Source organism: Amycolatopsis sp. NBC_01307, assembly GCF_035975215.1.
Taxonomy (GTDB): Bacteria; Actinomycetota; Actinomycetes; order Mycobacteriales; family Pseudonocardiaceae; genus Amycolatopsis.
Genome location: NZ_CP108403.1, coordinates 2,359,494 through 2,381,975, shown reverse-complemented (window position 1 = coordinate 2,381,975; position 22,482 = coordinate 2,359,494). Strand labels below are relative to the sequence as shown.

Here is a 22,482-nt window from a genome sequence, read left to right as displayed (position 1 = left end):
TCGTGGCGACGATAGGAGGGATTCCGGCGGAGCCGTTGGTGCGCGGCGACGAACCGGGGCGGTCCGGTCCATCCGCGCGGACGAACCCGCGGCTCCCGGTCGTGAGTGTTCAGGGCGGTTCTAACCGCCCTGAACACTCACGACCGGGTCAGGAGGCAGTGGTCACCGGGGCCAGGAGCAGGCCGGTCACCGCGTCGATCAGGCCGGTACCGGCGTCGTACCAGGTCGCGCGCGGGGTCGCGGTGTCCTCGGCCAGGGCGCGCTCGCGCTCGGCCGTCATGTGGATCATCAGCTGACGCGCCATGTCGCCGCGCTCGGCCCGGACGTCCGGCGGCAGGACCGAGAGGGTCCGGTTGAGCCCCGCCACGACCTTCGCGAGGACCGGGGAGGTCAGCGACTCCTCGGCGATGATCGCGCGCAGGGCCGGGTCGGTCAGCACCTGGGCGGTGAAGCGGGCGAACCACGTCGGGGAGCCCAGCTCCTGCAGGTACGTCGTGGTCGGGCGGATCAGGCAGGCCACCCAGTCGCGCAGCTCGCCCGGGCCGTCGATGGCCCCGGCGAGCTCGGCGCGCAGCTTCTCGACGTGCTCGGAGTGCTTGCGCACGATCGCGCGGACGAGGTCGGTCTTGGTGCCGAAGTGGTAGTTGACGGCGGCGTTGTTGCCCTGGCCCGCGGCCTCGCTGATGTGCCGGTTGGACACCACCTGCACCCCGTGCTCGGCGAACAACCGCTCCGCCGTGACGAGGATGGACTCCCGCGTGGCGCTCGCGCGCTCCGCCCGGACGGCCTTCACGTTCATCGGTGCCACCTCGTCTCCCCCGTGCTCGGCTGCCTTCACCTTACGGAGCCCCGGCCCGCCGGACGTCCCTGGCCAGCACCTCGACGATCAGGCGAACCCGCCCAGCCACGCCCGCGCGGTGGCGAGGTAGCCCCGGACGATGCCGGTGTCCGGGGCCCAGGACTCGAACCCGTGCGGCGCGCCCGGTTCGACGTGCACGGTCGTGCCGACGCCCGCCGCGCGCAGCCTGCGGGCGTACTCGACGTCTTCGTCGTGGAACAGATCGATGTCGCCGACGCCGATCCAGGCCGGCGGCAGGCCGGTCAGGTTCTCGCGGCGGGCGGGCGCGGCGTAGTGCGGGAGGACCGCCGCCCCGGGGTCCTGCCCGAGGTAAGCGCGCCAGCCGAGACGGTTGAGGCGGTTGTCCCAGCCGCGGAGACGCCGCGCGTCGAGGTCGCGGCGGGCGGCGGTGCGGTCGTCGAGCATCGGGCAGAACAGCCACTGCGCGAGCGGCCGCTCCCCTTCGTCGCACAGGCGCTGGACCAGCGCGGCCGCGAGCCCGCCGCCGGCGCTCTGCCCGCCGACGACCACCCGGGCCGGGTCGGCGGCGTGGTCCCGCGCCGACTTCCAGGCGGCGTGGCAGTCGTCGAGCGCCGCCGGGTACGGGTGCTCCGGGGCGAGGCGGTACTCGGCCGACACCACGGTGATCCCGAGCTCCCGCGCCGTCTCCCCGCAGAACGCGTCGCCCTGCACGGTGTTGCCGATGACCAGGCCGCCGCCGTGGATCCACAGGAGCGTCAGGTCGGACCGCGGCTCGCGCGGCCGGTAGATCCGCAGCCCCGCGGTGACCTCGATGTCGACGTCCGGGACCGCGACGGGCCGCATCCGGGCCATGGTCCGGCGCACCAGCCACAGCCCGAAGGGCCGGTCCAGCGGCAGCCGGGGCAGCCGCCGCGCCGGGCCGCGCAGCTCGGGTGCGATTTCGGCGAGCTTCACTGGGCCGCCCACCCGCCGTCCGACGGCAGCACGACGCCGTTGACGTTCGCGCCGTCGTCGCTGAGCAGGAACGTGATCGACGCGGCCAGCTGCTCCGCGGTGGCGATCGGCGGCATCAGGCCGAAGAACGCGCCGAGCCGCTCCTGCCCGAACGCCGACGGCGTGCCGCTCTGTGCGATGCCGGTCGCCACCCCGCCGGGCGCGACGGCGTTGACGCGGATGCCGTGCGGCCCGTACATCACCGCGCAGTTGCGGGTGATCCCGACGACCGCGTGTTTCGAAGCGGTGTAAGCGATCCCGGCCGCCGAGCCGCGCAACGCGGCTTCGGAGGCGATGTTCACGATGGAGCCGGACCCGGCCGCCAGCATCGCCGGGACCACCGCGCGGATGAGCCGGAACGTGCCGTCGACGTTGACCGCGAAGACGCGCCGCCACAGCTCGTCGCTGACCTCGTGGGCCGGCGAGAAGTCGTCGGCGATCCCGGCGACGTTGGCCAGGCCGTCGATCCGCGTCCCGGCGGCGGCCAGGATCCGCTCGACCCCGGCGGCGTCGGTGATGTCCGCGGCCACCGGGACCAGCTCGGGCGTCTCGGCGGCGAACTCGTCGAGCCGCCCGGCCGAGACGTCGACCGCGACCACCCGGCCGCCCTCGCGGGCGATGCGGGACGCCGTCGCGCGGCCGATGCCGGACGCGGCTCCGGTGACGACGACCGTGCGGCCGTCGAACCGGCCGGGGACGGTGCTCAGCGCGGCGCCGGTGGCGGCCGGGACGACGCCGTCGTTGACGCGCGCCACCAGGTCGTCGACGACGTCCTGGCCGAGTTTCCCTTGGCTGAGCGCCACGAGCTGGCCCAGCGGCACCTGGCTGATCGGCGCGAGCACGCTCTCGTCGAAGCCCGCGCCGGCGAGCAGGGCCCGGATGAGCGGGCCGCCTTCGGGGTGGGCCACCCACTCGCCGATCGGCGTGTCCGCGGTGATCATGGCGACAGCGTACCCCAGGTTTAAATCACTTGCTTGACCAAAGTTCCCGAACTGGGTTTGCTGGAGGTGAGCCGATCACCGAACCCGGAAGGGCACCCATGTCCCCCACCTCGCCCCTGCCCGCCGACCTGGGTTTCGACCCGGACGCCCTGCGCGCGAAGTACCGCGCCGAGCGCGACCGGCGCCTGCGGCCGGACGGCAGCGCGCAGTACCAGCGGCCCACCGGCCGGTTCGGGTACTACGCCGAAGACCCGTACGTCGAGGGCGACCTCGTGCGCGAGCCGCTGCGCGACCGCGTCGAGGCCGTGGTGGTCGGCGGCGGGTTCGGCGGGCTGCTCGCCGCCGCGCGGCTGCGCCAGGCCGGCGTCGGGACCATCCGCGTGATCGAGAAGGGCGGCGACTTCGGCGGCACGTGGTACTGGAACCGCTACCCCGGCATCCACTGCGACATCGAGTCCTACGTGTACCTCCCGCTGCTGGAGGAGGTCGGCCACGTCCCCGGCTGGAAGTACTCGCCGGGCGCGGAGATCCTGGAGCACGCCCGCGCGATCGGGCGGACGTTCGACCTCTACGACGACGCCTGCTTCCGCACCGCGGTCAGCGAACTGCGCTGGGACGACGGCGAGTGGCTCGTCCGCACCGACCGCGACGACGAGATCCGCGCGCGGTACGTCGTCGTCTCGAACGGGACGCTCGACCACCCGAAGCTGCCCGGCATCCCGGGCATCGAGACGTTCGCCGGGCACACGTTCCACACCAGCCGGTGGGACTACGGCTACACCGGCGGGACCGCCGACGGCGGCCTGACCGGGCTGGCCGACAAGCGCGTCGCGCTGATCGGCACCGGCGCGACGGCCGTCCAGGTCGTCCCGCACCTCGGGCGCGACGCGCGGGAGCTGGTCGTCTTCCAGCGGACGCCGTCCACTGTGGACGTCCGCGGAAACGGGCCCACCGATCCGGCGTGGGCCGGTTCCCTGACCCCGGGCTGGCAGCGGCGGCGCCGGGACAACTTCCTCACCGTCGTCACGGGCGGTCGCGCCGAGGAGGACCTGGTGGGCGACGGCTGGACCGGCAGCGCCCGCCTGCTGAAGGACTTGGTCGCGACCGACGCCTACACGGACGTCCCGGCCGAGGTACACGAGCTCGCCGACTTCCGGAAGATGAACGAGCTGCGCGACCGGGTCGACGCGCTCGTCGACGACCCGGCCACGGCCGCGGCGCTCAAGCCCTGGTACCGCTACATGTGCAAGCGCCCGACGTTCAGCGACCATTACCTGCAGACGTTCAACCGGCCGAACGTGACCCTGGTGGACACCGCCGACAGCGGCGGCGTGGAAGCCGTCACCGAACGGGCCGTCGTCGCCGGCGGCCGGGAGTACGAGGCCGACTGCATCATCTTCGCGACCGGGTTCTCGGTCGGCGCCTCGGACGTCATGGCCGGACGCCTGCCGGTCGTCGGCCGCGACGGCGTCTCGCTGCTGGAACGCTGGCGGAGCGGCCCCCGGACGCTGCACGGCGTCGCGAGCCACGGGTTCCCGAACCTGTTCCAGCTCGGCTCGCTGCAGAACGCCCCCTCGGTGAACTTCGTGCACGTGCTGGACGAGCAGGCGAGCCACATCGGTGCGGTCGTCGCCGAAGCCCGCAAGCGCGGAGCGTCCATTGTGGAGCCCACGGCGGCGGCCGAGCAGGCGTGGGTCGAGACGATCCGCCGGAAGGCGCCGGACCGCTACCGGTTCCAGCTGGAATGCACCCCGGGCTACTACAACAACGAAGGCAAGCCACGAGAACACAGCCAATCGTTCGGCGACGGGCCGGTCGCCTTCCACGCGCTGCTCGCCGCCTGGCGGGAGAACGGCGGGATGGACGAGGTCATGTGAACGGTCCGGCCGGACCGGGAGCACCTCGGAGCCTGACGTGGCGAGAATCCGGCGGAGGATGGCAGAACAGCCACTGGCCGGTGCGGCCGCGGGTTCCTAGCGTGGTCCACCATGATCGCGGTACTGGCGCCGATCCTGGTCGGCCTCGTCTACGTCCTGCTCAACTCGCTGATCCGCGAGCCACACCGGCAGCGCTTCAACGCGCTGATGGTCGCCGGTGCCGGGGCGGCCTACCTCTCCGGCGGTGCGCTCGGGCCGTGGGAACTGGTGTTCTGCGCGGTGCTGACCTACGTCGCGTTCCGCGGGCTCGACTCGTGGACGTTCATCGGAATCGGCTGGCTCCTGCACACCGGCTGGGACGTCGTCCACCACCTGAAGGGCCAGCCGATCCTCCCGTTCGCCCACGACTCGTCGTTCGGCTGCGCGTTCTGCGACCCGGTGATCGCGATCTGGTGCTTCACCGGCGGGCGGTCCGTCGTGGCGTCGCTGCGCACGGCCCGGGCGTAGGCTGACGGCCGTGTCCGACTCCCTCGACGTGCTCATCGAGCAGCTGGGCGAGCAAGGCGACCTCGCCGGTCTCCGCCGCATCGCCGACACCGGCGACCCGACGGCGCTCGACGTGCTCATCGAGGTGGCCACCGAGCAGGAGAACCTCGCCGAGCTGCGGCGTCTCGCCGACGGCGGCAGCACGACGGCCGCGGAAGTGCTCGCCGAGCTCACCACGGACTGACGCGGTTGCCGCCCCGGCCGGCCGGGTATCCCGTATCCATGAGCGCCAGCCAAGACAGCACCGCCGTCGAACGCGCGGCGCACGCCTACTGCCCCCGCTGCAACCCGGACCCCCAGCCGGGTGATCGGGTCACCGCGTTGTGCGGGGCCACCCACCCCTACTGGGGACGTCGTGAGCGCCCGATGACGCGGTGCCCGGCTTGCGAAGCGCTGGCCGGTGCCGCGGTCCTGCACTGCGGCCACTCCGGCTGAGGCGCACCCCGCGTCACGGCGTGCGCCGAACGCGCCGCGCACGTCCGCGGACACCCCGTGACCAGGCACCTAGCACCAGCGCGTCCGGCCACGCGCGGTGAGATCCGGGCCACCGGAATCGGGTGTTCCGGAACCACCCGGCGAACCGACCACCTAGGCTGACCGGTGTGAAGAGGGTGGGGATGGCCGTCGCGGCCGGGTTCGTCGCTGCGCTGGGGCTGATCATCAGCCTCGGTCTGCTCGGCACCCCGAACGGCGTCGGCGACAACGGTGACGGTTACCGGCTGTTCTGCACCGCCGGGCTCAGCCCGGCCACCCCCGACCACAAAGCGAGCTGGCTCGGCGGCGTCGTGCTGGACTTCGGCCGCGGCACGCCGTGCCCCGACCCGCAGCCCTCGAGCGCCGCGGTGCTGTTCAAGGCGGTCGCGGACGGCGACGGGCCGTTCAGCCTCACCTCGCTCGGCTGGCTGTACACGCTGCTGGTCTTCCTGGTCACGGCGCTCGCGGCCTGGGCGTTGCTCGCCCGCGGCTGGCGGCGTCTCGCGCTGCTGCTCCCGGCCGTCCTCCCGCTGCTCAACCCCGACTTCGCGCGGCTGTTCCTCTCGACGTTCGGTGAGCCCGCCGGCCTGTTCGGCGCGTACACGCTGCTCTGCGGGCTCGCGGTGATCGCCGGCACCAAGGTCGAGGACGGCTTCGAGCGGCTGTCCGCGCTGCTGCTGGTCGCGGCCGGCGGCGTCGTCGCGGGGCTGGCGAAGATCGGGTTCCTGCCGCTGTTCGTGCTGGCGGTGCTCGTCTGCGCGGTGACCGGCGCCCGGGCCGGCGCCGGACGCTGGTGGTCGGGCCGGCTCGTCGGGCCGCTGATCGCCGTCCTGCTCGTGCTGGAGATCATCGCGCCGATCCGGGCGAACCTCGCCTGGCAGGAGCGCAACTACGCCGACGTCAACGCGGTAAACGTCGTCTACACCCTCGGCCTGGTCGAGCTGCCGGGTTCGGCGGCCGAGCTGGGCCTGCCCGAAGCCGCGAGCCAGAGCGCGGGCAAGGCGTACTACCCCGACGGGCCTGATCAGCTGGCCGGCGCGGACGTGCTGCTGGAGGAGCCCAGCGCGGTCAAGGGCAAGGTCTGGAGCCTGCTGCTGGCCCACCCGGCGGCGCTGGCCCGCGCGATCGGCATCGGCCTGCAGGCCACGCACGGCCGCGACCTGCCGTACCTCCCGAACCGCCCCTGGGGCGCGGCGACCAGGGCCCCGGACAACTCGGCCCCGGTCAGCGGCGACATGGGCGGCAACCCGCAGACGTTCCGCGAGTGGCTCGACAACATGAGCCTGCCGTGGTGGCCGTCCCTGATGGTGCTGCTCGGCCTGGCCGGCGCCGTGATCGCCCTGCTGCGCCGCCGGGCGTGGACGAACCGCGCGGGCCTGCAGGCCGGCGTCTCGGTGACGGCGGCCCTGGGCATCGCGGTGATGGCGGTGGTCGGGGACGGCTACTTCGAGATCGCGAAGCACGTCTGGCTGGCGGCGTACCTGCTGGACGTGGCGGCCCTGTCGTTGTGCGTCATGGCGGCCCCGGTGGTCTACCGGTTCGTCCGGGACCAGCTGAACCGACGTCGACGCCCGGCGGCTCCGGTGGCCGAGCCCGAGGCGACCGCTCAGGTCGGCTGAGACCGCACCAGCGCCGGCAGCGCCACCACCAGCGCGATCCCCCGCACCACGGCCGCGACCAGGTACGGCGTGCGCAGCCCGAACCCGTGGGCCACCAGGCCGCCGGCCAGGGCGCCGAACGGGATCAGGCCCCAGCCGAGCAGCCGGTAGACACTCGTGACCCGCCCCAGCAGCGCCGACGGCACGAGCTGCTGGCGGAAGCCGACCGTCACGATGTTCCAGAGCGTCGTGACGAAGCCGTTCACCGCCAGGAACGCGCCGAGCACCACCGGGCCCGGGCTCAGGCCGATCCCGGCGAACGCGACGACGTTCACGCTCAGCGCGGTCAAGAGCGCCGCGAGCGGCCCGATCCTGGCGACGACGCGCGCGTTGACCAGGCCACCGAGCACGCTCCCCGCCGCCGCTCCGGCCAGCAGCACGCCGTAGCCGCGCGCGCCGACGTGCAGCGTCTGCGTGGCCAGCAGGACCAGCGTGACGTTGGCGAGCTGCCCGCAGAAGGTGTTGACGCCGAGCAGAACGGCGAGGGTCCGCAGCAGCCGGTGGCCGCGAAGCCACCGCACGCCCTCCGCGATCGCCGCGCGCGGCCGGTCCGGCGGGGCAGGGCGCCGCGGCAGGGCCGCCACCAGGACCGCGGACAGTGCGAACGACACGGCGTCGGCGCCGAGCGGCAGCGCCGCGGCCACCGCGAAGAGCAGGCCGCCCAGCGGCGGCCCGGCGAACTGAGCGGTGACCGTGGTGATCGCCTGCTGGCGGCCGTTCGCCCGGTGCAGCAAGGGTTTCGCGACGAGGTCCGGCAGGATCGCCTGCGCCGCGTTGCCGAAAACGACGTCACCCGCACCGAGCGCGAACGCCGCGGCGACGAGGACGGGAATCCCGGCCGCGCCCGTCGCGACCAGGATCGCGGTAGCCGCGGCCACGACGGCCTGGAACGCCTGCCCGCGCCACATCAGCCCGGCGCGGTCGTGCCGGTCGGCCAGCGAGCCGGCGGGCAGGGACAGCAGCAGCCACGGCAGGTACGCGGCGGTGGAGACCAGCGAGACGAGCCGGGGATCCCGGGTGACCGTGACGGCCAGCAGCGGCACGGCCGCCGCGAACACCCCGTTGCCCAGGTTGTCGATCCCGGTCGCCCACCACAACCGCCAGTACGCCCTCGGCAGGCGAATCTCGATCCGCGTCATGCCCGGAATCCTTCGGCCGGACACGGAACCGGGACAGCATTTAGCCCACGGCTGCATACTCGGGATCATGGCGCTGACGATCGAGCTCGGGGTGGCCGAGCTGGCGACGACGCGGTTCGCGATCTCACCCCTGTCGGAAACCGTGGCGTGCCTGCAACAGCTGGCCGGGCGCGACCGGGAGGCCGCCAACCTCCCGTGGCTGCGCTGGGCCGAGGACGAGCTCGCGAACGCGCCGCTGAACCTCTCGTGGACGTGGCCGCTGCTCGTCAGCGACCGGCCCAACTGGCCGGAGTTCCTCGTCCCCGCCCCGCGCGGTTCCGGCCCGTCGATCGACGACGACCTGGCCGCGCTGCGGCGCACCACCGCGCGTCAGGTCCGGGCCAGCCTCGGCCGGGTCTTCGGCGATGCCCTCCCCGAGCCCGTCGCGGCGCTCGCCGCGCACCCGGAGGCCGGCCTGGACACGATCGCCGCGGAGCTGCGCGCGGCGCACGACCGGCTCGTCGCGCCGCACTGGCCGCGGATCCGGGCCGTCCTCGACGCCGACGTCGGGCACCGCGCCAAGCAGCTCGCCGCGGGCGGCAGCGCGCGGCTGTTCACCGGCCTGCACCCGGACCTGCGCTGGCAGGACGGAAAAGTCGTGCACACCGGCGCGCGCCGGCGGGCGGACCACGTCGTGCACCGGGGGCCCGGCGGGCTGGTCCTCATCCCGGTCGCGCTCGGCTCGCCGCACGCGCTGATCAAGGGGAACACCTCGACCCAGACCACCGTGCGCTACCCGGCCCGCGGGCGCGGCGCGATCTGGACGGCGGGAACGCGGCCCCCGCCCGGCAGCACGGTCCGGCTGCTCGGCCGCGCGCGGGCCGGGCTCCTCGAAGCACTGCGCTCCCCCGCGACGACCACCGACCTCGCGCGAGCCCTCGGCGTCACGCCCAGCGCCGTCTCCCAGCACCTCGGTGTGCTGCGCGACAGCGGATTGGTCGAGCGGGAACGTTCCGGGCGCCAGGTCCTGTACCTGGTCACGGCGCTCGGAACGGCCCTGCTCGACCGCTGACTCAGGCCGCCAGCGACGACAGCGGCACCGCGAACACCGACCGCCCGCACGTCTGGCCCTGCGCGGTGCAGTCCGCCGTCGACCACTCCGACTGGGACCAGACCAGGCCCGTCGACCAGTCGTACGTCAGCGCCTCCGGGTGGACGGCCCAGCAAGCAGCGGTGGAGCCACACATGACCGACGTGCTCTGCGTCGTCGTCTGGGTCCAGAGCTGGCCGTTGATCGTGGCCGAGCTGTGGGCGACGTACCACTTGCCGCCGTGGGACAGGACGCCCTGCATGTTGCCCACCGAGCTGCGGAACGCCTCCGTCGCGGTCCAGGTCAGCAGGTAGTCCGTCCCCATCGGGAAGCGGTAGAGCCGGCCGTGCAGGCTCTGGTCGGAGAAGTACTCCGTCGTCACGACCGTGGCCGGGCTGGTGCTGCGGTCCAGGGAGATCGACGAGAAGCACGGCACCCCGGTGTCGGCGGCCATGCTGCACGTGCCGCCCGCGTAGGTGTAGTAGCCGACCTGCATCATCGCGTACTTGTACGTGTACGCCGCATATCCGCCCGACGTCCTGCCGATCGCGTTCGACGTCGTGTCGGTCAGCTGCAGGATGTGCTTCGTGCTGAACACCCGGATCGCGGTCGAGGTGTTCCCGACGGCGGTGACGTAGATCTTGTCGCCGTACCAGGCCATCCCGCCCATGTGGGCCTTCGCCGCCGAGAAGGTGCTGCCGGTGCTGTTCGGCACGGCCAGGTACACCATTCGGTGGGCGGCGGAAGCGGGGGTGTCGTAGTTGACCGCCTGGATTCGCGCGTCGTCGTAGCGGCCGAGCGCGTCGGTGCTGTGCCAGCCGGACAGGATGATCTTGTCGGCACCCCACAGGCCGTCGTCGTCGGCGTCGCCGGACGTCGTGATGCCCTGCGGCACCCAGGTCGTGCTGCCCGCTCGGTCGGCGTCCCAGCACAGCGACTTCGTGGCGGCCGGCGCCTTGGGCAGCGCGGCCTTCTCCGCGCCGGTGCAGCCGGTCATCGCGTAGCTGGGGTCGTTGACGACGGTGTTGAGGCTGACGTTCGGCAGCGCGTTGTCCAGCGCGGTCAGCGCGGCGGCCGGGGTCGCGTGCCAGACCAGGTTCTGCTTGGTCGTGGTCGTCAGCGGGTCGCTGTAGGCGGCACCGGCCGTACCTGGCAGCGCCAGTGCGCCGGCCACCACGGCCAGCACGAGAAGGAGCACTCGGGGAATTCGCATGGCGTCATTGCCGCACGCGCCGGTCAAAGTTTCGTACAACGGCTTTTGTACTGAGCCGCTGTACTACTCCGCGAGCGAAAGCACCGTCCGCGCTTGTTCGACCATGGCGACGTCGAGGAAGGTGCCGTCGGCGAGGGCGATCGCGCCGACTCCGGCCGCCGTCGCACCCGTGACGCGCTCGACGACCTCCCGCGCCCGCGCGATCTCCTGCGGTGTCGGCAGGAACGCGGCCCGGATCGTGGCCAGCTGCACCGGGTGGATCGCCGTCCGGCCGCGGAACCCGAGGGCCCGCCCGGCCCGGCAGGACTCGGCCAGGCCGTCGAGGTCCCGGACGTTGGCGTAGGCCGACATCGCGGGCGGCGCCAGCCGGGCCGCGCGGGCCGCGACGATCACGCGGCTGCGGGCCCACGTCAGCCCGGCGTCGTCGGCGACACCGAGGTCCGAGCGCAGGTCGGCTTCGCCGAGGCCGAGCGACGCGATCCGCGGCGACGCCGTCGCGATGTCGAGGGCCCGTTCGACGCCGAGCGCGGACTCGATGAGCGGGTGCAGCGCGCGGTCCGGCAGGGCGGCCGCGACGGCCCGGATCTCCTCGGGTGACTCGACTTTCGGCAGCCGTACGCCCACTTCCAGCGGCAACGCGGTGACCGCCGCGAGGTCAGCCGCGTGCCACGGTGTGCTCGGGTGGTTGACGCGCACCTGCACCGGCCGCACGACGGAAGCCAGTAGTCGCAGGACGTTCGCCCGCGCCGCGTCCTTGTGCGCGGGCGCGACGGCGTCCTCCAGGTCGACGAGCACGACGTCGGCCGCGGAGCCGAGGGCCTTGGCCACCCGGTCCGGCCGGTCGGCGGGGGCGTAGAGGAACGTCAGCGGCGGGCTCACACCGCACCCCGTTCGCGCAGCTCGGCGACGCGCTCCGGGGAGAACCCCAGCTCACCGAGCACCGCGTCGGTGTCGGCGCCGTGCGGCCGGCCGGTGAAGCCGATGACGCCATCGTGGCCCGAAAGCCGGAACAGCGGGCCCTGCATCAGCATCGGCCCGAGGTCGGGGTCGTCGATCTCGTGGATCGTGCCGAGCGCCCGGAACTGCGGGTCTTCGACGATGTCGGCGGCGTCGTAAATCGGCGCCACGGCGGCCTGCGCCTGCTCGAACGCGGCGACGACGTCGTCGCGCGTGCGCTGTCCGATCCACGCGCCGACGGCTTCGTCGAGCTCGTCGGCGTGCTGTGCGCGTTCGGCACCGGTCGCGAACCACGGCTCGTCGGCCAGATCGGGCCGTCCGACGAGCCGGACGACGCGCTCCGCGATCGACTGCGCCGACGTCGACACCGCGACCCACTGACCGTCGGCGGTGCGGTAGGTGTTGCGCGGCGCGTTGTTCGTGGACCGGTTCCCGGTGCGCGGCTGGACGGTCCGCAGCTGGTCCCAGCGGGTGATCTGCGGCCCGAGCATGGCCAGCATCGGCTCGATGATGGCGGTGTCGACGACCTGCCCGCGCCCGCTCTGCCCGCGCGAGGCGAGCGCGACCATGATCGCGTACGCCGTGGCCAGCGACGCGACGCCGTCCGCGAGCCCGAACGGCGGGAGCGTCGGCGGGCCGTCGGGCTCCCCCGTCGTCGCCGCGAAGCCGCTCATCGCCTCGGCGAGCGTGCCGAAGCCCGGCCGCGAGCGGTACGGCCCCAGCTGGCCGAAGCCGGTGACGCGGGCGAGCACGAGCCGCGGGTTCCAGTCGGAGAGGACGTCGTAGCCGAGGCCCCAGCGCTCGAGGGTGCCCGGGCGGAAGTTCTCGATCACGACGTCCGCGCTGGTCACGAGCGCGAGGAACACCTCGCGGCCGCCTTCGCTGCCGAGGTCGGCGGTGATGGTGCGCTTGTTGCGGCCCAGGGTCTTCCACCACAGGTTGACGCCGTCCTTGGCGGCGCCGTGGCTGCGCGACGGGTCGGGTTTGCGCGGGTGCTCGACCTTGATCACCTCGGCGCCCATGTCGCCCAGGTGCATCGCGGCCATCGGGCCGGCGAACAGCGTGGACGCGTCGACGACGCGCAGCCCGGCGAGGGCGCCGCCGGCGGGGTCACGGGTGACGCTCATGCCGGCACGTCCCAGGCGCACCGGAAGCCGACCGTCGCCGCGCGGGCGAGGCCGAGTCCGGGCAGCAGGAGCTTGACGCTGTACGCCGGTTCCCGGCGTCCGCCTTCGACGTACCACTCGGAGCCGTCGGCCCGGTAGTCGCTGCCGCCCTTGAGCATCACGAAGCGCGTCCGTCCGTCCGAGTGTTCGCTTTCAGTCCAGTTCCACACGGCCGGGGTGCCGCGCTCGAGGCCGCCGGTCTCCCCCGCGAGCTGCCATTCGTCCTCGGTGGGCAGCCGCCCGCCGCGCCAGGCGCAGTACGCGCGGGCGTCGTCGAGGTCGACGTAGGTCACCGGCTCGTCCTGCCCGCCGCGGTGCTCCAGGAACCGGTGCGGGTACTCCGGCCGGTAACCGGTGGCCGCGACGAACTCGGCGAACTGGGCGTTCGTCACCTCGGTGGCCGCGACGGCGACCGGCGTGGCCAGCTCGCCGTCGCGTTGCAGCGTCCGGGCGTCGTGCAGGCGCGGCGGGAGCGGCTTCCATTCGTCCACGTAGGGCGCGCCCTGGTACATCCCGGTTTCGCGGGCGCGGTACCGGACGGTCAGCACGTACGGTCCTTGGGGGACGATCACGGCGTCCGGCTCGGGTTCGCCAGTGGTCCTTTGTGGACTGACGCGCGTCGCGAGCCGGTGCGGGAAGCGGGCGTCGGGGTCGTGCTCTGCGATGTTCAAGTCGTTCAGCCAGGCGGGCTCGGCGGCGCCGTCGGCGACCTCCAGTGCCGCGCCGATCCCCCGGGCCGGCACCCCACCCAGGAGGTCGATGCCCGGCAGCGCACCCTCGTAGTCGGTGTCGCCGCGGTTGACGATCGTCCACAGGGTCACGCCGTCCAGTTCCCAGCTCGACGCGTGGAGCCCGGGGGCCAGGTCGGCCAGCGGCGTCCAGTCACCGTCGAGGAGCAGTTCGCTCGCCGCGCGCTGGACGGTCACCATCCGCCGCACGGTCGCGGCGTCCCGGCGGGACCAGCCGACCCACACGCCGAAGACGACTTCCCAGACCATCACGCCGACGCCGTTGAGCCACGCGGACTGCAGTTCTTCGGTGTGGTCGCGGTGCCAGCGGCGGACGTGGTGCTGCATGTGCCGGCGCTCGTACCAGTGGGCGCGCAGGACGCCGGGCACGGGCGAGTCGGCGAAGAACTGGGCCCACGACGCGGCGTGGTCCTCGATCCGCTCGACCGCGAGCTTCGACTCGCCTTCCAGCACGAGCCCGGGCTTGGCCGCTTCGAGCCGCTCGACGAACTCCGGCTCGGCCTTCTTGAGGGTGTCGAGGAAGACGCCGTCGACGTCGAGGTCGGCGACGAGCGCGGCCAGCTCGGTGAGGTCGTCGGCGCCGCGGCGGGTGCCGACGTCCCAGGGGTTGTAGTCGACGAAGACCCGCAGCCCGGCTCGGTGCAGGTCCTCGACGAGGGCGTCGAGGCCGGGGACGTCGCGGTAGAAGTCCCACTGGTTGCGGTCGTCGAGGCCGATCACCGGGTAGGCGTGCCACAGGACGACGGCGTCGAGGCCGCCGAAGCGGGCGCGGGCGTCGTCGAGGAACCGCTCGGGGGTGAAGCGGTGGTCGGCGAAGGAGTAGAGCAGCTCGTCCCACAACCACACCTGGGCGACGCTGTAGCAGGTCTGCGCCCAGGCCGCGCCCGGCCGCGCGTAGGCGGCGCCGCTGTAACCGTGGCGGGCTCGCGCGTCTTCGCGCCAGGCGTGGAGCTTCTCGCGCCACGCGGGGACGTCCGCGGGGTCGTCGGGCGCGGCGAAGATCTTGGCTTCGTCCAATTCGGACAGCGGGCCACGCACCGGCGTCGGCCGGTCGATCGGCCGCGGGACGAGCGGGTCGGTCATGACACCCTTCCTCCGAGCAACGCGACCTCATCGGCGGACGGAACGGCGGTCTGCGCCCCGGGCCGCGTCACGGCCAGGGCGCCGGCCGCGCAGGCCAGCCGGGCGGCCGCTTCGACGTCAAGCCCGCGGGCGAGCGCGGCTGCGAGGACACCGCAGAAAGCGTCGCCCGCGCCGGTCGTGTCGATGACCTGCACCGGAATACCGTTGATGTGCAAAGGTTCCCGCTCACGGCGAAGGATCACGCAGCCCTCACCGCCCAGCGTCACCACGGCCACCGGCACGCGGTCCAGCAGGGCTTCGGGGGTGCCCGCGAGGTCGGCGGCTTCGTGCTCGTTGACAACGAGGATGTCGACCGCGCCCCACAGCACCGGCGGCAACTCACGCGACGGCGCGGCGTTGAGTACGAAGAGCGCCCCGGCCTTGCGCGCCGCGGCGGCTTCGGTCACGACGTCGAGAGGAATCTCCAACTGGGCGAGCACAACGTCGGCGTCGGCGATCCGCTCGGCCTGGTCGTCATTGAGCTGCAGAAGGTCATTGGCCCCGGGGGCGACGACGATGGCGTTCTCCCCGCCCGGATCGACGGTCACGAAGGCGGTCCCGGTGGGCGCGTCCACGCGCGCGACGAGATCGGTGCGCACACCGGCACCGCCGAGCGAGACGAGCAGCAGATCAGCGGCCTCGTCATCCCCAAGCGCCCCGACGAAGAAGGTATCGGCCCCGCCGGCCCACGCGGCGGCAACGGCTTGGTTCGCACCCTTGCCGCCAGGACTACGACGCAGCCGATCCCCGAGAACGGTCTCGCCCCCATGCGGATGCCGGGGCACGTCAACAACGAGGTCCACATTCGCCGACCCGACGACCACCACCCGCCCGCTCATGCCGCACCGCCAGCGAACGCCGTGCCGATCTGCGCCGCCCGCGAGGGTCGTGAGTGGTAATGAGGGTTAGAACCCTCATTACCACTCACGACCGCTACCACCCGCTCAGTCATGGCTGCTCCACCAGCGCCGCCGTGCGGGCCGCCAAGGCCGCGATCTGCCGTTCTCCGCCCGGCAGGGACGTCGCGATGCGGCCGTCCAGGGGCTTTGTCCAGTACTCGCCGATACCGTCTACTCCGCGCAACGCACCCACCACTCCCCCGACCGTCGCCGCGGCCGAATCCGTGTCCCAGCCCGCCGTCACCGCGATCGAGACGCTCGGGCCGAACTCGCCGCCGCCCTTGGCCAAGGCGAAAGCGATCACCGCGGCGTTGTTGAGCACGTGCACCCAGTGCAGGTCGCCGTACGCGGCGTGCAGCTGGTCGAGGCCCGCGCGGACATCGCCCGACCGTGCCGCCGAACGACCCAGCGCGACCGCGGACGCCAGCGCACTCCCCGCGGGGATCACGGCGTCGGCCGCGTCGAGGACCTCGTCCGGCGTCGCGCACACCATCGCCGCCGACGCCAGGGCCGCGGCCCACATCGCGCCGTAGACGCCGTTGCGGGTGTGGCTCAGCCGGGCGTCCGTCCGCGCCAGCCGCGCGGCCGACACGACGTCACCCGGCGAGACCCAGCCGAAGACGTCCGCGCGGATCAGCGCGCCGATCCACTCGCGGAACGGGTTGCGGTACGTCGCCGGCGACGGGCGCGCGTCGAGGATGTTGCGGTACGCCGCCCGCTCGGCCGTGAACACCCGGCCCGCGGGCAGGTTGTCCAGCCACAGCTGCGCGACGTCGTCGGTGCCGAAGCCGCGCCCGTGCGTCTCCAGCAGGGTGAGCGCGAGGATCGGGTAGTTGAGGTCGTCGTCCTCGGGCATCCCGTCGATGTTCTCCTCGAGCGACGTCGGGGCCGAGCGCCGGTTCCACGGCCACCGCGCGGCCACCTCGGCCGGCAGGCCCACCGCGGTGAACCAGCCCGACAGCGGCCAGCGGCCGGTCGCGCGCAGGATCTCCTCGATGCCCTCGCGCGGGATCTTCTCCACCGGCTTGCCCAGCAGGCACCCGGCGGCCCGCCCGGTCCACGCGCCGAGCAGCCGGTCCGTCCCGCCGCGCGGCAGCTCGGGCGAGGCCGGAAAGTCCCACGACGGCTCCGGAACAGACGGCAGCGCGTCCAGTTCGTCGAGCAGTTCCCGTGCCAGCGCCCGCAGCTCAGCTGCCCCGGGGCCCGCGCCGCTCACGACCGGCACGGGGTCGCCGCCTGCCGCGACCCAGCGGGCCCGGACCGCCGAGACGTCCCGGCCCTCCGCGGCCGACTGGACCAGCTCGTGGGCCAGGAGGTCCTCCGGTTGCGCCCAGGTCAGCCTCACGCGGCGCCCCCGAGGACGTCGAGGGCCGCGACCCGGGCGAGCGCGCGTTCGCGGTCGGCCCGCAGGATGTCGGCGGCCGCCGAGGCCAGCAGGTGCCCGGTCTCGCGCAGGTCCATCCGGCTGGCGTCGCCGATCGTGTCGACCCACTCCTTCGGCACGACGGCCGTGCCGCCGAGGCCCGCGCAGAGCGCCGCCGCCATCACGGCGATCGAGTCGGCGTCGCGGCCGTAGTTCACCGAGGCGAGCACTGCGCCGCGGAAGTCGCCGCGGTGCGCGAGGACGAACGCCAGCGCGGCCGGCAGCTCCTCGATCGCCTTGGTCCGCGACGGGCGGCGCGCGTCCATCGACATCTGCCGGTAGTGCGGCCCGACCGAGTCGAACGGCGCCACCGTCTCCCGAACCCGCGCGGCGAGCGCCCGCTCTTCGTCGTCAGTGGCCGGGGCGGTGGTCCAGCTGCCGAACTCGTCGACGACGGCCCGCAGCGCCGCCGCCGTACCGTCGTGGGCCACGTCGAGCCCCGCCGCGACGACGTCGTCGAGCGACGCACCCGGCGCGACCGCGGCGGCGACCATCGCGGCCAGCACGCCCGCCGCCTCCCGGCCGTAGCTCGACTGGTGCGCGGCGGTCAGGTCGATCGCCTCGGCGTACGCGGCCCGCGGGTCACCCGCGTTGACGACGCCGACCGGCGCGACGTACATCGCCGCCCCGCAGTTGACGAGGTTGCCCACACCGGCTTCGCGCGGGTCGACGTGTCCATAGTGGAGCCTCGCGACGATCCACTTCTCCGCGAGGAACACCCGCTGCAGCAGCAGCGCCGTCGACTCCAGCTCCGGCACCCAGCGCGGCTCGCCGATCATCAGCGGCACCAGGTCCTCGGCCATCGCGTACGCGTCGAGGTGTTCGCGGCGCTTCGCGTACACCTCGACGAGCGCCCGCGTCATGAGGGTGTCGTCGGTGACGTGCCCGTCACCCTTGTGGTACGGCGCGATCGGGCGGGCGGCCCGCCAGTCCGGGTACCACGGGCCGACGACGCCGGTCACCCGGCCGCCGTGCCGCTCTTCGATCTGCTCGGGGGTCCACCCTTCGGTGGCGCCGCCGAGCGCGTCCCCGACGGCCGCGCCGGTGATCACCGCGACGGCCCGGTCTTCCAGCCAGGTCAAGAATCCGCTCCTGTCACTTGCTGACGCTCTTCCAGCCGTCTTCCAGCTGTTTGGCCAAGCCGGCCGCGTCGATCTTCTGCCCGAGGAACTGCTGGTACGCCGGGGTCGCGACGGTGTCCTTCCACTGCGCGTACTTGCCGGCGAACAGGTACGGCGCCGAGGTCAGGTACTGACCGGAGGCGAGGATCGGGCCCCAGCCGTTCTTCGTGCCGAGCTTCGTGGTCAGCGCCTGCCGCGCCGACGTCGTCGGCGGGATCAGGGCGTCGGCCTCGTTCATCGCGGCGAGGTTGTCGGTGCTGGTGAAGAAGTCGACGAACTCCGCGGCTTCCTTGACGTGGTCCGAGTCCTTGTTCACCGACAGCGTCTGCGGGTTGGCGGCCTGCGCGGGTCCGGCCGAGCCGGCCAGCGGCGGCAGCACGACCCAGTCGAAGCCCTTCGGCGCGTCCTTCGCGATGTTGGCCGCCTGGTAGGAACCCTGCACGGTCATGGCGATCTGGCCGGCGTAGAACGGCGCGAGGGCCTTCGTCCCGGACTGCGTCAGCGTGACCGGCATGATCGAGCGGTCCTGGTGCGCCATCGCGTCCACCAGCTGCGGCAGCGCCTGCTCCCCCGGGCCGACGGCCAGCTTCGCGTCGTTGCCGACGCCTTCGAAGTACTTCCCGCCGAAGCCCGGGGCCAGCGCGACGAACGCCGCCGTCGGGCTGGACAGGCCCCAGCCGAGGCCGAACTTGCCGTCCTTGGTCGTCGCCTTCGCGATGTCGCGCAGCTGGTCCCAGGTCATCGTCGCGCCGGTCGGGATCGTGACACCGGCCTGCTGCAGCTGGGTCTTGTTCGCGAAGACCACGTAGGACTGTAGCTCGGTCGGGAAGGCGACGACCTTGCCGTCGACCGTCACCGAGTCGAGGACGCCCTTCGGGATGTCCGCCTTCTTCTCCGCCGGCAGGTACTGCGTCAGGTCCGCGAGGTAGCCGTCGGTGGCGAACGGCGCGATGCTCGCCGCCTCGTAGTGCACGATGTCCGGCGCGGTGCCCGCGTTGAACTGGGTGATCAGCTTGTCGTAGACGCCGTCCCAGCCCGCCTGGACGATCTTGACCTGGACGTCCGGGTGCGCCTTGTTCCAGTCGCCGACGATCTTCTGCGTCTGGGCGATCGCGGCCGGCTGGTCCGAAAGGGACTGGAAGGTGAGGGTGACCGGCCCGTCGCCGCTGTCCCCGCTGCCGCTGCCGCACGCGGCGAGCAGCAGGCTGGTGACCATCAGGCAGGCGGCGACCACCGCGCGTCGTGTCTTCATCGACCGACCTTTCGAGGATTTCGTTGAGGGGTGGGTCATCCCTTCACCGCCCCGGCCATCAAGCCGCTGGTCAGCTTGCGGCGCAGGATGCTGAAGAAGACGATGCTGGGGATGGCGGCGAGCACGGCGCCCGCCGCGAGCGGGCCGAGGGCGACCTTGCCCTCGCCGCCGACGAACATGTTGAGCGTGATGGGCAGCGTGTAGTTCTCCGGCGACTGCAGGAGAACCAGGGCGAAGAAGAACTCGTTCCACGACGAGACGAAGCTGAACATCGCCGTCGCGACGACGCCGGGGGCCAGCAGCGGGAACACGATGGTGCGCAGCACGGTCAGCCGGCTCGCGCCGTCCATCGCCCCGGCTTCCTCGAGCTCCACCGGGATCGCGGCGACGTACCCCTGCAGCATCCACAGCGCGAACGGCAGCATGTACGTCGTGTGCACCAGCGTCAGGCCGGCGAGGTTGTCGGCCAGCCCGAGCGTCCGCAGGATCAGGAACAGCGGCAGGATGATCAGCACGACCGGGAACACCTGGCTGACCAGGATCCAGCCGACGCCGGCGACCCGCAGCTTGCCCCGCAGCCGGGCCAGCACGTAGGCCGCGGGCACGGCGATGAGCACGGCCAGCGCGGTCGACGCGAGCGCGACGACCAGGCTGTTGCCCGCCGAGCGGATGAGGCCCTGCTTGTCGAGGGCCTCGGTGTAGTTCTCCCAGTGCCACTCGCTCGGCAGCAGGCTCACCGTCAGCGAGTTCAGCTCACCGGACGACTTCACCGACGCGGACATCAGCCACAGCAACGGGAACCCGAGGAACAGGATGTAGAGCGCGAGGGCCGCGTACTGGGCCGGGCGCACGAGTCCGCGCATGGCTCAGCGCCCCTTTCCGGCACGGTCGTCGCGGAACTGCGACCGCAGGTAGACGGCGAGGATCAGCACGACCACGAGGACGAGCACGAGGCCCATCGCCGCCGCGTAGCCGATCTCGCGGTTCTTGAAGGCCTCCAGGTAGACGAACAGCACCGGGACCATGGTCTTGCCGCCCGGGCCGCCCGCGGTGAGGACGTAGACCAGCGAGAACGAGTTGAAGTTCCAGATGAAGTTGAGCGAGGTGATCGACGTGACGATCGGGCGCAGGCTCGGCCACGTCACCGCGGTGAAGCGCCGCCACGCGCCGGCGCCGTCCATCGCCGCGGCTTCGTGCAGCTCGGCCGGGATCTGCTGCAGGCCGGCCAGGAGCGTCACCGTCGTCTGCGGCATGCCGACCCACACGCCGACGACGATCACGGCGGGCAGCGCGAACGAGAAGTCGCCGAGCCAGTTGATGTCGTCGGGCAGGCCGACGCTGCCGAGGACGGCGTTGAGCGGGCCGCCGTTGGCCGAGTAGATCATCTGCCACATGATCGCCACGACGACCGGCGGCATCGCCCACGGCACGAGCGCGAGCACCCGCGTCAGGCCCTGCAGCCGCAGGCCGGAGTCGAGCAGCAGCGCCAGGCCCATCGCGGCGGCGAGCTGCAGCACGGTGACGCCGACGGTCCAGATCATGCCGATCCGCAGCGAGTCCCAGAACAGGTCGTTCTCCGCCAGGCGCCCGAAGTTGTCGAAACCGGCGAAGGTGTAATCCGGGTGGCGCACCAGGCGTGCGTCGGTGAAGGCCAGGAAGATCCCGACGACGATCGGCGCGACGCTGAGCACCAGGATCGGGATCAGCGACGGCAGCACGAGCCCGATCGCCTCGCGGCGCCGGGTGCGCTGCTGCGTCGGCTTCCGCTTGGTCGGCACGGGACGCTCTTTCAGGGCCGGGGCCGTCATCACGCACCTCCCGGGTTCGAGGACTCGCGCACCACGAGTTCGGGGCCGACGGCGATCTGCTGCACGGCGCGGTCCGGGTCGTCGGCGAGCTGGAGCATGATCTCGGCGGCCGCGCGGCCGCGTTCGGTCGAGCCGAGGGAGACGCTGGTCAGGCTCGGCTGGAAGACGCGGCCGATCTCGGTGTCGTCCATCCCGGTGACCGCGACGTCCTCCGGCACCGACAGGCCCAGCTCGCGCACGGCCCGGATCGCGCCGATGGCCAGCAGGTCGTTGGCCGCCACGAGCGCGTCGACCCGGCCGCGGGCGAAGAGCCGGCGGGCCGCGTCGAGCCCGGCGGTGACGGTGAAGTCGGCGGCGATCTCCTGGTCCTCCCGGTCGAAAGTGATCTCCTGGGTGACGGCGTCGAACCCCCGCTGGCGCGCGGCGCCGGGCGTGGTGTCGAGCGGGCCGTTGAGGAAGCCGAGGCGGCGGCGGCCGAGGGCGTGCAGGTGGCGGACGGCTTCGCCGATCCCGCCCGCGGAGTCCGTGGAGACCGAGCTGATGCCGCGGTCGTCGAGGGCCCGGCCGATCACCACGACCGGCACCGGGGCCTGCTGGATCTCGGCGATCAGCCGGTCGTCGGTGCGCAGCGGGCTGACGATCATGCCGTCGACGAAGCCGCTGTTCAGGCTGCGGACCAGCTCGGTGGTCGACGTCGCGGTGTCGCCGGTGCTCATCACGACGACGCGGTAGCCGTGCGGTTCGAGGACCGCGTGGATGGCCCGCATCATCTCGACGTAGACGGGGTTGCCGATGTCCGCGACCGCGAACGCGACCTGGAAGGTCTTCTTCATCCGCAGCGAGCGCCCGATGGCATCGGCGCTGTACCCGAGCGCGGCGGCCGCGGCCCGGACGCGCTCGACCATCGCCGGGCTCGCCCCGGTGCCGTGCAGGGCACGGGAGGTCGAGGCCAGGGAAACCCCGGCGCGCTCGGCCACCTGGATCAGCGTGGCACGTGGTGACGTCATCGTCGCTTCTACCCTCAGATAAGGCTTCTGGAAACGTTTCCAACCTGCGGAAGCCGGGTTTGGAAACGTTTCCAACTGGATTGACGCCGATCCTGACACCCGGTCGGCGGTTGTGTCAACCACCGGGACAGGCTGGGTAGCGCGCCGACCGCTCCGGCAACTCGCCGACGGGGGTGGTCGACCCGACCAATACGGCGACGGCGGCGCCCCGCGATCTCTGTTGGTCGTTGCAGGCACCGTGTCGGCCG

21 protein-coding genes are annotated in these 22,482 nt (G+C 72.8%); 6 read left to right on the top strand and 15 right to left on the bottom strand.

The window, feature by feature from the left end; genetic code table 11:
* Positions 1–148 precede the first annotated feature (148 nt).
* The 3 genes from OG439_RS10410 to OG439_RS10400 all read right to left on the bottom strand — a co-directional run bounded on the left by OG439_RS10410 (position 149) and on the right by OG439_RS10400 (position 2,754).
* Positions 149–799 carry a TetR/AcrR family transcriptional regulator gene (locus OG439_RS10410; protein WP_326949167.1) on the bottom strand — a complete coding sequence of 217 codons (651 nt, stop codon included), beginning with the start codon at positions 797–799 and terminating at the stop codon, positions 149–151.
* An 87-nt stretch (positions 800–886) separates the two neighbouring features.
* Positions 887–1,774 (bottom strand): alpha/beta hydrolase, encoded by an 888-nt coding sequence (locus tag OG439_RS10405; RefSeq protein WP_326949166.1) that lies wholly within the window; start codon positions 1,772–1,774, stop codon positions 887–889.
* Positions 1,771–2,754, bottom strand: a complete 984-nt coding sequence (locus OG439_RS10400; RefSeq protein WP_326949165.1) for an SDR family NAD(P)-dependent oxidoreductase — start codon at positions 2,752–2,754, stop codon at positions 1,771–1,773. The genes OG439_RS10405 and OG439_RS10400 overlap by 4 nt, the downstream gene beginning before the upstream one ends.
* A 98-nt stretch (positions 2,755–2,852) precedes the next feature.
* Here OG439_RS10400 and OG439_RS10395 point away from each other — a divergent pair, with 98 nt between their 5' ends.
* The 5 genes from OG439_RS10395 to wsfD all read left to right on the top strand — a co-directional run bounded on the left by OG439_RS10395 (position 2,853) and on the right by wsfD (position 7,270).
* Positions 2,853–4,631, top strand: a complete 1,779-nt coding sequence (locus OG439_RS10395) for a flavin-containing monooxygenase (protein ID WP_326949164.1) — start codon at positions 2,853–2,855, stop codon at positions 4,629–4,631.
* A 111-nt stretch (positions 4,632–4,742) separates the two neighbouring features.
* A complete protein-coding gene (locus OG439_RS10390; protein WP_326949163.1) occupies positions 4,743–5,138 on the top strand; it encodes a DUF6010 family protein in 396 nt (131 codons plus the stop codon).
* Between the two features lie 10 nt (positions 5,139–5,148).
* Positions 5,149–5,361: a hypothetical protein gene (locus OG439_RS10385; RefSeq protein WP_326949162.1), complete on the top strand. Its 213-nt coding sequence runs from the start codon at positions 5,149–5,151 to the stop codon at positions 5,359–5,361.
* A gap of 38 nt (positions 5,362–5,399) precedes the next feature.
* Positions 5,400–5,612, top strand: coding sequence for a hypothetical protein (locus OG439_RS10380; protein ID WP_247051344.1), 213 nt, complete (start codon positions 5,400–5,402; stop codon positions 5,610–5,612).
* 167 nt (positions 5,613–5,779) lie between these two features.
* Positions 5,780–7,270: a glycan biosynthesis hexose transferase WsfD gene (wsfD, locus tag OG439_RS10375; RefSeq protein ID WP_326949161.1), complete on the top strand. Its 1,491-nt coding sequence runs from the start codon at positions 5,780–5,782 to the stop codon at positions 7,268–7,270.
* On the opposite strand, the gene OG439_RS10370 is transcribed toward wsfD, so the two are convergent.
* Positions 7,258–8,448, bottom strand: a complete 1,191-nt coding sequence (locus tag OG439_RS10370) for an MFS transporter (RefSeq protein WP_326949160.1) — start codon at positions 8,446–8,448, stop codon at positions 7,258–7,260. The two genes, wsfD and OG439_RS10370, sit on opposite strands and share 13 nt — an antisense overlap.
* A gap of 67 nt (positions 8,449–8,515) precedes the next feature.
* On the opposite strand from OG439_RS10370, the gene OG439_RS10365 reads away from it, so the two are divergent.
* Positions 8,516–9,499: an ArsR/SmtB family transcription factor gene (locus OG439_RS10365; protein ID WP_326949159.1), complete on the top strand. Its 984-nt coding sequence runs from the start codon at positions 8,516–8,518 to the stop codon at positions 9,497–9,499.
* Between the two features lies 1 nt (position 9,500).
* On the opposite strand, the gene OG439_RS10360 is transcribed toward OG439_RS10365, so the two are convergent.
* From OG439_RS10360 to OG439_RS10310, 11 genes are all read right to left on the bottom strand, one after another.
* Positions 9,501–10,730, bottom strand: coding sequence for a hypothetical protein (locus OG439_RS10360; protein WP_326949158.1), 1,230 nt, complete (start codon positions 10,728–10,730; stop codon positions 9,501–9,503).
* Positions 10,731–10,793: 63 nt separating this feature from the next.
* Positions 10,794–11,609, bottom strand: coding sequence for an HpcH/HpaI aldolase/citrate lyase family protein (locus tag OG439_RS10355; protein ID WP_326949157.1), 816 nt, complete (start codon positions 11,607–11,609; stop codon positions 10,794–10,796).
* Complete coding sequence (locus OG439_RS10350) at positions 11,606–12,814, bottom strand: CaiB/BaiF CoA transferase family protein (RefSeq protein WP_326949156.1); 1,209 nt, start codon at positions 12,812–12,814, stop codon at positions 11,606–11,608. The genes OG439_RS10355 and OG439_RS10350 overlap by 4 nt, the downstream gene beginning before the upstream one ends.
* Complete coding sequence (locus tag OG439_RS10345) at positions 12,811–14,685, bottom strand: SUMF1/EgtB/PvdO family nonheme iron enzyme (protein WP_326949155.1); 1,875 nt, start codon at positions 14,683–14,685, stop codon at positions 12,811–12,813. The genes OG439_RS10350 and OG439_RS10345 overlap by 4 nt, the downstream gene beginning before the upstream one ends.
* Positions 14,682–15,563 carry a ribokinase gene (locus OG439_RS10340; RefSeq protein WP_326949154.1) on the bottom strand — a complete coding sequence of 294 codons (882 nt, stop codon included), beginning with the start codon at positions 15,561–15,563 and terminating at the stop codon, positions 14,682–14,684. Before OG439_RS10340 ends, OG439_RS10345 begins: the two co-directional genes overlap by 4 nt.
* A 109-nt stretch (positions 15,564–15,672) precedes the next feature.
* Positions 15,673–16,968, bottom strand: a complete 1,296-nt coding sequence (locus OG439_RS10335) for an ADP-ribosylglycohydrolase family protein (RefSeq protein WP_326949153.1) — start codon at positions 16,966–16,968, stop codon at positions 15,673–15,675.
* Positions 16,965–18,128: an ADP-ribosylglycohydrolase family protein gene (locus OG439_RS10330; protein WP_326949152.1), complete on the bottom strand. Its 1,164-nt coding sequence runs from the start codon at positions 18,126–18,128 to the stop codon at positions 16,965–16,967. The genes OG439_RS10335 and OG439_RS10330 overlap by 4 nt, the downstream gene beginning before the upstream one ends.
* A 13-nt stretch (positions 18,129–18,141) precedes the next feature.
* Positions 18,142–19,419 (bottom strand): ABC transporter substrate-binding protein, encoded by a 1,278-nt coding sequence (locus tag OG439_RS10325; protein WP_326949151.1) that lies wholly within the window; start codon positions 19,417–19,419, stop codon positions 18,142–18,144.
* 35 nt (positions 19,420–19,454) lie between these two features.
* On the bottom strand, positions 19,455–20,282 hold the full coding sequence (locus tag OG439_RS10320; RefSeq protein ID WP_326949150.1) for a carbohydrate ABC transporter permease: 828 nt from the start codon (positions 20,280–20,282) through the stop codon (positions 19,455–19,457).
* A gap of 3 nt (positions 20,283–20,285) precedes the next feature.
* The gene (locus OG439_RS10315) at positions 20,286–21,197 is read right to left on the bottom strand and encodes a carbohydrate ABC transporter permease (RefSeq protein WP_326949149.1); all 912 of its coding nucleotides are present in this window, start codon (positions 21,195–21,197) and stop codon (positions 20,286–20,288) included.
* A 29-nt stretch (positions 21,198–21,226) separates the two neighbouring features.
* On the bottom strand, positions 21,227–22,234 hold the full coding sequence (locus OG439_RS10310; protein WP_326949148.1) for a LacI family DNA-binding transcriptional regulator: 1,008 nt from the start codon (positions 22,232–22,234) through the stop codon (positions 21,227–21,229).
* Between the last annotated feature and the right edge of the window lie 248 nt (positions 22,235–22,482).